This window comes from Salinispora goodfellowii (assembly GCF_059570675.1).
Window position 1 is genome coordinate 1 of record NZ_JCANTD010000061.1, and the last position, 10,288, is coordinate 10,288.

Consider the following 10,288-nt stretch of genomic DNA (forward strand, 5'->3'; position numbering starts at 1 on the left):
CGGGCACCCGGTTGGGTGATCCGATCGAGGCGCAGGCGTTGTTGGCCACCTACGGGCAGGATCGTGCGCGGCCGTTGTGGTTGGGGTCGATCAAGTCGAACATCGGTCACACCCAGGCCGCCGCCGGTGTCGCTGGGATCATCAAGATGATTTTGGCGATGCGTCATGGTGTGTTGCCGGCGACGTTGCACGTCGACGAGCCGACCCCGCACGTCGACTGGACCGCCGGGGCGGTCGAACTGCTGACCGAGGCCCGGTCGTGGGAGTCGGAGGGTGGTCCTCGACGCGCCGGCGTGTCGGCGTTCGGGATCAGCGGCACCAACGCCCACCTGATCCTGGCGGAACCGGCCGCGCAGCCGGCCGTGGTCGACCCCCCCGAGGTCGAGGGTCCGCTGCCGTGGCCGGTGTCGGCGCGGTCGGCGCAGGCGTTGGCCGGGCAGGTGCGGCGGTTGCGCGACGTCGTGACCGCCGACCCGGAGCTGGACCGGGCCGCCGTGGCGTGGTCGCTGGCCACCGGGCGGGCCGCGCTGGAGCATCGCGCGGTCCTGCTGGGCGGCACGCCCGACGAGGTCCTCGCCGGCCTGCGGGCGTCCGCCGGGCCCGACGCCGTCCGTGGCCACGCGGCGGTGGTGTCGGGTGTGGTGTCCGAGGGTGCGCTGGCGTTCCTGTTCACCGGTCAGGGCGCGCAGCGCGTCGGCATGGTCCTGCGGTTGGCGGACCGGTTCCCGGTGTTCGCGGAGGCGTTCGACGCCGTCTGCGCCCGCTTCGACCAGATCCTGGACGTGCCGCTGCGCGACGCGATCGACTCCGACGCGATCCATCGGACGGTGTACACGCAGGCCGGCCTGTTCGCCGTCGAGGTCGCGTTGTTCCGGCTCGTCGAGTCGTGGGGCGTCATCCCGGACCATCTGCTGGGCCACTCGATCGGTGAGATCGCCGCCGCGCACGTCGCCGGGGTGATGTCCCTGGACGACGCGGTCACGCTGGTGGCGGCGCGCGGGCGGTTGATGCAGGCGCTGCCGACCGGCGGGGCGATGCTGGCGGTGCAGGCGACCGAGGCAGACGTCCTTTCGGTGCTGCCCGACGGCGTCGACATCGCGGCGGTGAACGGCCCGACCTCGGTCGTGATCTCCGGCCCGGCCGAGGCGATCGACGAGGTGGCGTCGCGGTTCGCCAAGACCACCCGACTGACCGTGTCGCACGCGTTCCACTCCGCGCTGATGGAGCCGATGCTCGCCGACTTCGCCGCCGCGATCGCGCACATCGACTTCGCGGCGCCACGGATTCCGGTGGTGTCGAACCTGACCGGGGAGCCGGTCGCGGAGTTCACCGCCGACTACTGGGTGCGGCACGTGCGCGAGACGGTGCGTTTCGACGACGGCATGTCCTGGCTCGCCGAGCACGGGGTGACCCGCTGCCTGGAGATCGGCCCGGCGGGCGTGCTGTCCGCGCTGGCCGCCCCGGAGCTGACCTACGTCCCGGCGTTGCGCAAGGACCGCGACGAGGTCGCCACGGTGCTCGACGCGGTCGCGAAGCTGTGGACCCTCGGCGTGCCCGTGGACTGGACCGCGATCCTGCCCGACGCGCCCCGGGTCGACCTGCCCACCTACGCCTTCCAGCACAGGCACTACTGGGCCGAGCCGGTCACCGCCTGTCGCCACCACGGGGACCAGACGGCCGCCGGCGACACCTGGCACCACCACGTCACCTGGCGACCGCTCGACCTCACCCGGACCGCGCTCGCCGGACGCTGGCTGGTGGCCGCCGCCCAGGGCACCGACCCGCACCACGTCACCGCCGCGCTCACCCGCGCCGGCGCCGAACCGGTCCGGCTGCCCCTCACACCCCACGACGACCGCTACTCGATCGCCGACCGGCTGCTCGACGAGGCGTTCGACGCCGTCGTCGTGCTGCCCGGCCCGGGCGACGACGGCGTCCTCGTCACCACCGCCCTGCTCCAGGCGCTCGGCGACGTGGAATCCGCCGCCCCGCTGTGGTGCCTGACCCGCGGGGCGGTGAGCGTCGCGGCGTCCGAACCGCTCACCGACGTCGCCGCCGCGCAGCTCTGGGGGCTCGGCCAGGTGGCCGCGCTGGAACTGCCGCACCGCTGGGGCGGCCTCGTCGACCTGCCGCCGGTGCTCGACGAACGGGCCGGCGACCAGCTCGTCGCGACGCTGAGCCGGCGCGACGAGAGCCAGGTCGCGATCCGCGCCGCCGGCGCCTTCGCGCGGCGGCTCGACCGGGCGCCCGGCACCGGCGCCGAGTTCGTGCCGCCGGACGGCCCGGTGCTGATCACCGGCGGGACCGGCGCGCTCGGCGCGCACGTGGCGCGCTGGCTCGCCGGGGCCGGAGTCGGCCGGCTGGTGCTGACCAGCCGACGCGGCCCCGACGCGCCCGGCGCCGCCGAGCTGCTGACCGAGCTGGCCGCGCTCGGCGCCGAGGCGACCGTGGCGGCCTGCGACGTCACCGACGAGGCCGCGCTGCGCGAGCTGGTCGCCGCGTACCCCTGGCGGGGCGTCGTGCACGCGGCCGGCATCCTCGACGACGGCGTCCTGGAATCGCTCACCCCGGAGCGGATCACCGAGGTCGCCCGGGTCAAGGTGGGCGCCGCCCGTCTGCTGGACGAGCTGACCGGCGACCTCGACATGTTCGTGCTGTTCTCCTCCGTGGCCGGCACCATAGGCAGCCCCGGACAGGCCAACTACGCGGCGGCGAACGCCGGTCTGGACGCCCTCGCCCGGGACCGGCAGGCCCGCGGACTTCCGGCCACCTCGATCGCCTGGGGCCCCTGGGCCGACGGCGGCATGGCCGGCGGCGACGCGGTCGGCCGGCGGCTGAGCCGAGGCGGACTCGCGCCGATGGAACCGGCGCGCGCGATGGCGGCGTTCGCGTCGGCCGTCGCCGACGGTGAACCGGCCGTCCTGGTCGCCGACGCCGACTGGCCGGTGCTGGCCACCGGCCGCGCCGACCGGCTGCTCGACGTGCTCGCACCCGTCACGCGGCCGGACGCCGCCGGCGCGGCGGTGGCGGCCGACACCTCCCCGGCCGAGCTGTGCCGGGTGGTCTGCGAGAGCACGGCGCTGGTGCTCGGCCACGGCTCCGCCGCCGACATCGACCCGGACCGCGCCTTCCGCGACCTGGGCCTGGACTCGCTGACCGGGGTCGAGCTGCGCAACCTGCTCACCCGCGCGACCGCGACCCCGCTGCCGGCGACGCTGGTCTTCGACCACCCCACCCCGGCCGCGCTCGCCGAGCACCTGCACGCGCAGCTCACCGGCACGGCAGCCGGGCCGCGGGAGCCGGTGACCCCTCCGGCGCACGACGGCGACGACCCGATCGTCATCGTCGGCATGTCCTGCCGGTTCCCCGGCGGCGTCACCAACCCCGACGAGCTGTGGGAGTTGCTGCTCGCCGGCGGCGACGGCCTGTCCGGCTTCCCGACCGACCGGGGCTGGGGCGCCGGCCTGCCGGTCGGGGTCGGCGGTTTCATCGAGGACGCCACCGCCTTCGACGCCGAACTGTTCGGGGTGTCGCCGCGCGAGGCGCTGGCGATGGACCCGCAGCAGCGGGTGCTGCTGGAATCGGTGTGGGAGGCGTTCGAACGGGCCGGCATCGATCCGGCGTCGCTGCGCGGCAGCCGCACCGGGGTCTTCGCCGGCACCAACGGCCAGGACTACACCGGCGTCGTGCTCGGCTCCGGTGACCCGCTCGTCGACGGCTTCGTGAGCACCGGCAACGCCGCCGCCGTGCTGTCCGGCCGGATCGCCTACGCGTTCGGGCTGGAGGGCCCGGCGATGACCGTGGACACCGCCTGCTCCTCCTCCCTCGTCGCGCTGCACCTGGCCACGCAGGCCCTGCGGGCCGGGGAGTGCTCGCTGGCGGTCGTCGGCGGCGTGACGGTGATGTCCACACCCGGCGCGTTCGTCGAGTTCGCCCGGCAGGACGGCCTCGCCGCCGAAGGCCGGTGCAAGGCGTTCGCCGCGGCCGCCGACGGCACCGGCTGGGCCGAGGGCGCCGGCGTGCTCGTCGTCGAGCGGCTCTCCGACGCCCGGCGGCAGGGACACCGGATCCTCGCCGTCGTCCGGGGCTCCGCGATCAACTCCGACGGCGCCAGCAACGGCCTGACCGCGCCGAACGGGCCGGCACAGCAGCGGGTCATCCGGCAGGCGCTCGCCTCGGCCGGTCTCGCCCCGGCCGACGTGGACGTGGTGGAGGCGCACGGCACCGGCACCCGGCTCGGTGACCCGATCGAGGCGCAGGCGCTGATCGCCGCGTACGGGCAGGACCGGGACCGGCCGTTGTGGCTCGGCTCGATCAAGTCGAACATCGGCCACACGCAGGCCGCCGCGGGCGTGGCCGGCATCATCAAGATGGTGCTGGCGCTACGCCACGGCGTGCTGCCGCCGACGCTGCACGTGGACGCCCCGACCCCGCACGTGGACTGGTCGGCCGGTTCGGTCGAGCTGCTCACCGAGGCGCGGGACTGGCCCGCCGGGGACCGCCCGCGCCGCGCCGGCGTCTCGTCGTTCGGCCTCAGCGGCACCAACGCGCACACCATCCTGGAGGCGTACCGGCAGGAGCCGGCCGACGTCGACATCCCGGCCGGCCCGGTGGCCTGGCTGCTGTCGGCGAAGACCCCCGCTGCCGTACGCGAGCAGGCCACGCGCCTCGCCGCCCAGCCGGACCAGGACGTCTTCCGCGTCGGCCACGACCTCGCGCTGGGCCGCCGCGCGCTCGAGCACCGGGCCGTGGTGATCGGCGCGCAGCCGGACGACTTCTCAGCCGGCCTCGCCGCGCTGCAACGCGACGAGCCGGCCGGCAACCTGCTCCGCGGGGAGGCGACCCGCGGCGGGCTCGCCTTCCTGTTCTCCGGGCAGGGCTCGCAACGCCCGCGGATGGGGCACGGGCTGTACCAGCGGCACCCGGTCTACGCCGAGGCGTTCGACGCCGTCTGCGCCCGGTTCGACGGGCTGCTCGACACCCCGCTGCGTGAGGTCGTCCTCGGCGGCTCCGAGCTGATCCACCGCACCGACCACACCCAGGCCGGGCTCTTCGCGGTCGAGGTGGCGCTGTTCCGCCTGCTGGAGTCGTGGGGCGTCACCCCGGACCACCTGCTGGGTCACTCGATCGGCGAGATCGTGGCCGCGCACGTGGCCGGCGCGCTGTCCCTCGACGACGCGGTGACGGTGGTCGCCGCGCGCGGGCGGCTGATGCAGGCGTTGCCGGCCGGCGGGGCGATGCTCGCGGTGCAGGCCTCCGAGGCCGAGGTACGCGACGCGCTGATGCCGTACGCGGACCGGCTGGGCATCGCGGCGATCAACGGGCCGACGGCGGTCGTCGTCTCCGGCACCGCCGAGGCGATCGACGAGCTGGCCCCCCGGTTCGCGAAGACCACCCGGCTCACCGTCTCGCACGCGTTCCACTCCCCGCTGATGGAGCCGATGCTCGACGCGTTCGCCTCGGCGATCGCGGACGTCACGTACCGGACCCCGCGCATCCCGGTGCTGTCCAACCTGACCAACGAGCCGGTCGAGAGCTTCTCGGCCGACTACTGGGTGCGCCACGTCCGGGAGGCGGTCCGGTTCGCCGACGGCGTCGGTCACCTGGCCGGCGTCGGTGTCACCCGGTTCGCCGAGCTGGGCCCGTCCGGGGTGCTGGCCGGCATGGTGCAGTCGTGCCTGGCCGACCGGGACGGCGGCTTCACGCTCGCCCCGATGTTGCGCGGCGACCGGGACGAGGCGACCGCCGTGCTGCACGCGACCGCCGCGTTGCACGTGGCGGGGGTGGACGTGGACTGGGCCGCGGTCTTCGGCGGTCACCGCGGCCGGCTGGCCGACCTGCCCACGTACCCGTTCCAGCGGCAGCGGTTCTGGCCGGAGGTCACCGCCGCGGCGCGTCCCGCCGCGGCCTCCCCGACCGACGCCTGGCGCTACGCGGCGGCCTGGCAGCGGATCGACCCGCCGGCCGCGCCGCGGCTCACCGGGAGCTGGCTGGTCGTCACCGCGGGCGAGGGCGCCGCTGACGTCGTCGCGGCGCTGCGGGCGGCCGGCGCGGACCCGACCGAGCTGGTCCTCGACGCGGGCGTCGATCGGCGCGACCTGGCGGAACAGCTCGCCGACCGGCCGGAACCGGCCGGCATGCTGTGCGCGTTCCCCGACGCCGGGGCCGCCGCCCGGCTCACCACGCTGCTGCAGGCGCTCGACGACGCCGACGTGCTCACCCCGCTGTGGTGCCTGACCCGCGGCGCGGTGTCGATCGCCGCGGTCGAGCCGCTCGGCGACCCGGCCCAGGCCCAGCTCTGGGGGCTCGGCCGGGTGGCCGCGCTGGAGTTCCCGCGTCGCTGGGGCGGCCTGGTCGACGTGCCCGCGGCGCTGACCGCGCGGGACGCCGACCGGCTGGCCGCGGCGCTCACCGCCGCCGGCGAGGACCAGCTCGCGGTACGCCCCGCCGGGGTCTTCGTCCGCCGCCTGCGCCCCGCCGCGGCGCCCGCGGCGGCGACCCCCTACCGCCCGCGCGGCACGGTGCTGGTCACCGGCGGCACCGGCGCGCTCGGCGCGCACACCGCCCGCTGGCTGGCCGCCCGGGGCGCCGAGCACCTGCTGCTGGTGTCCCGCCGCGGCCCGGCCGCGCCGGGCGCCGCCGACCTGGTCACCGAACTGGCCGGGCTCGGCACCCGGGCGACCGTCGCGGCGTGCGACGTGGCCGATCCGGCGGCGCTGGCCGCGTTGCTCGCGACCGTGCCGGACCTGACCGGCGTGGTGCACGCCGCCGGGGTCAACGGGCTCACCGGGCTGGCCGCCGTCACCCCGGCCGAGTTCGCCGAGGTGCTGCACGGCAAGGTCGCCGGCGCGGTCAACCTCGACGCGCAGACGGCGGACCTGGACCTGTTCCTGGTGTTCTCGTCGATCTCCGGGGTGTGGGGCAGCGGCGGCCAGGCCGGGTACGCGGCCGGCAACGCGTTCCTCGACGCGCTCGTCCGCTCCCGCCGCGACCGCGGACAGGCGGGCACCGCGATCGCGTGGGGTCCGTGGGCCGGTGCCGGCATGGCCGCCGACCCGCAGGCGCAGGAGTACCTGCGCGGTCGCGGACTGGCCGCGCTGGAGCCGGCCGCCGCCATCGCCGCGCTGGAACGGGCGGTCGACGGCGGCGACGTCGAGGTGGCCGTCGCCGACGTGAACTGGGAGCGGTTCGCCGGGACCTTCACCGCCGGACGGCCGTCCGCGCTCTTCGCCGACCTGCTCGCCGGCGAACGGCCGGCCGCCGCGCCCCGGGCGACCGCCGGTCTGCGCGAGCGGTTGCTGCCGCTGCCGCGCGGCGAGCAGGCGGAGGAACTGCTGACGCTGGTACGCCGGGAGGTCGCCGCCGTCCTCGGGCACCCGGGCATCGCCACCGTGCCGGGCGCCCGCGCGTTCAAGGAACTCGGGTTCGACTCGCTGACCGCGGTCGAGCTGCGCAACCGGCTCAGGGCCGCCACCGGCGCCGAACTACCGGCCAGCCTGGTGTTCGACCACCCCAGTCCGGCCGCGGTGGCCACGATGCTGCACGACCTCGTCGTCGGGGCGCCGGAGTCGGCGGTGGAGCCGTTCCTCGCCCAGCTCGACCACCTGGAGGCGGCCGGGGCCGAACTCGACGGTGTCGCCCGCGCCCGGGTCGCCATGCGGCTCAACGCGTTCCTGTCCCGGTGGCACACCGGACGCCCGGTCCAGACCGCCGAGACGACCCCCGACGAGTTGATGTCGGCAAGCGACGACGAGCTGATCGACTTCATCAAGCAGCAGCTCGACCAGGCGTGACGGCGGCCGGGGGCCCTCGGGCCTCCGGCCCCCGGTAGGGGTTGTTGGCCTTCCGAACCCGCTCATAGGCTCCGGTCAAACAGCAATGTCGTGCCGGGCGGCCAGTGCTCACCCGGTTCTCCATCGTCAATTCCGCGATCGCCGGAACGGCTGATGCTGCCCGGAAAACGCTTGCCTGGACGGGTGAAACGAGTGGCGGACGAAGAGAAGTATCTCGGCTATCTCAAGCGGGTCACGACCGATCTGCGGCACGCGCGCCGCCGGTTGCGGGTCGCCGAGTCCCGCGAGCGCGAACCGATCGCGATCGTCGGGATGAGCTGCCGGTATCCCGGCGGCGTCACCTCGCCGGAGGAGCTGTGGCAACTCGTCGCCGACGGCCGCGACGGCGTCGGTGACTTCCCGACCGACCGCGGCTGGGCCACCGGCGGCGGCGACTACCGGCGCGAGGGCGGCTTCGTCCTCGACGCCGGCGACTTCGACGCCCGGCTCTTCGGCATCTCGCCGCGCGAGGCACTCACCATGGACCCCCAGCAACGCCTGACGCTGGAAGCCTGCTGGGAGGCGGTCGAGCGGGCCGGCATCAACCCGCAGGGCCTGCACGGCGACCAGGTCGGCGTGTTCATGGGCGCGCCGGTGTCCGGCTACGGCCTCGGCGCAGCCGACCTGCCGGCCGGGTCCGACGGGCACCTGCTGACCGGCACCGCCGGCAGCGTCGTGTCCGGTCGGGTGGCCTACGCGCTCGGCCTGGAAGGTCCCGCCGTCACCATCGACACCGCCTGCTCCTCGTCGCTCGTCGCGCTGCACCTGGCCGCCCAGGCGCTGCGGCAGGGCGAGTGCTCGATGGCGCTCGCCGGCGGCGTCACCGTGATCACCAGCCCCGGCATCTTCGCCGAGTTCGACAACCAGGGCGGCCTCGCCGGCGACGGCCGCTGCAAGCCGTTCGCCGACGCCGCCGACGGCACCGGCTGGTCCGAGGGCGTCGGCGTGCTGCTCGTCGAGCGGCTGTCGGACGCCCGCCGCAAGGGCCACCCGATCCTCGCCGTGGTCCGGGGCAGCGCCGTCAACTCCGACGGCGCCAGCAACGGGCTGACCGCCCCGAACGGCCCCTCCCAGGAACGCGTCATCCTGCAGGCGCTCGCCAACGCACGGCTCGGTCCCGACGACGTCGACGTGGTCGAGGCGCACGGCACCGGCACCCGGCTCGGTGACCCGATCGAGGCGCAGGCGCTGATCGCCGCGTACGGGCAGGACCGGGACCGGCCGTTGTGGCTCGGCTCGGTCAAGTCGAACATCGGGCACACCCAGGCGGCGGCGGGGGCGGCCGGCCTGATCAAGATGGTCATGGCGATGCGGCACGACACCATGCCGCGCACCCTGCACGTGGACGCGCCGAGCAGTCACGTGGACTGGACCGCGGGCGCGGTCGAGCTGCTCACCGAGGCCCGCCCCTGGGCCCCCGGCGACTCCCCGCGGCGGGCCGGCATCTCCTCCTTCGGGGTCAGCGGCACCAACGCGCACGTCATCCTGGAGGAGGCGCCGTCGGCCACCGTCCCGGCCGAGGACGAGTTCGGCGACACCGACGGCGAGCCCGCCCCGCAACTGGCCGAGGCGGCCCCGGTCGTCGAGGCCCCGGCGGTGCTCCCGTGGGTGCTGTCCGCGCGGACGCCGGAGGCGTTGCGGGCCCAGGCCGGGCGGCTGCGGGAGTTCGTGCTGGCGCGGCCGGATCTGCGGCCGGTGGACGTGGGCTCGACGCTGGTGGCGTCGCGGGCGTCGCTGGAGCACCGGGCGGTCGTCGTGGGCTCGGATCTCGCGTCGTTCGCGGCGGCGCTGGCCGAGGTCGACGCCGGTTCCGGCGGCTCGGGCCGGACCGCGTTCCTGTTCACCGGTCAGGGTGCGCAGCGCATCGGGATGGGTGCCGGTCTGGTGGGGCGGTTCCCGGTGTTCGCGGAGGTGTTCGACGGCATCGTCGACCGGTTCGACGGGTTGCGGGAGGCGCTGGGTTCGGAGGCGATCCATCGGACCGTGCACGCGCAGGCCGGTCTGTTCGCGGTCGAGGTGGCGTTGTTCCGGCTTGTCGAGTCGTGGGGGGTGACCCCGGACTATCTGTTGGGTCACTCGATCGGGGAGATCGCCGCCGCGCACGTGGCGGGTGTGCTGTCGCTGGACGACGCGGTCACGCTTGTCGCCGCGCGGGGCCGGCTCATGCAGGCGTTGCCGGCCGGCGGCGCGATGCTGGCGGTGCAGGCGTCCGAGGAGTCGGTGCGGGAGATCATCGCTGGTACGGGTGTGGATGTCGCCGCGGTGAACGGCCCGACGTCGGTGGTCCTTTCCGGGCCGGCCGAGGCGATCGACGCGCTGGCGTCACGGTTCGCCAAGGCGACCCGGTTGGCGGTGTCGCACGCGTTCCACTCGTCGCTGATGGAGCCGATGCTCGACGAGTTCGCCGCCGCGATCGCGCACCTCGACTTCGCCGCGCCGCGCATCCCCGTGGTGTC

At 75.4% G+C, this 10,288-nt stretch carries 2 protein-coding genes; both read left to right on the forward strand.

Features of this window, described 5'->3' with window-relative positions:
• Positions 1–7,793: type I polyketide synthase (locus tag T398_RS26120; protein WP_496450472.1), on the forward strand; the 7,793-nt coding region annotated here is incomplete at its 5' end.
• Between the two features lie 192 nt (positions 7,794–7,985).
• On the forward strand, positions 7,986–10,288 hold a 2,303-nt coding region (locus T398_RS26125), incomplete at its 3' end, for a type I polyketide synthase (protein WP_496450473.1).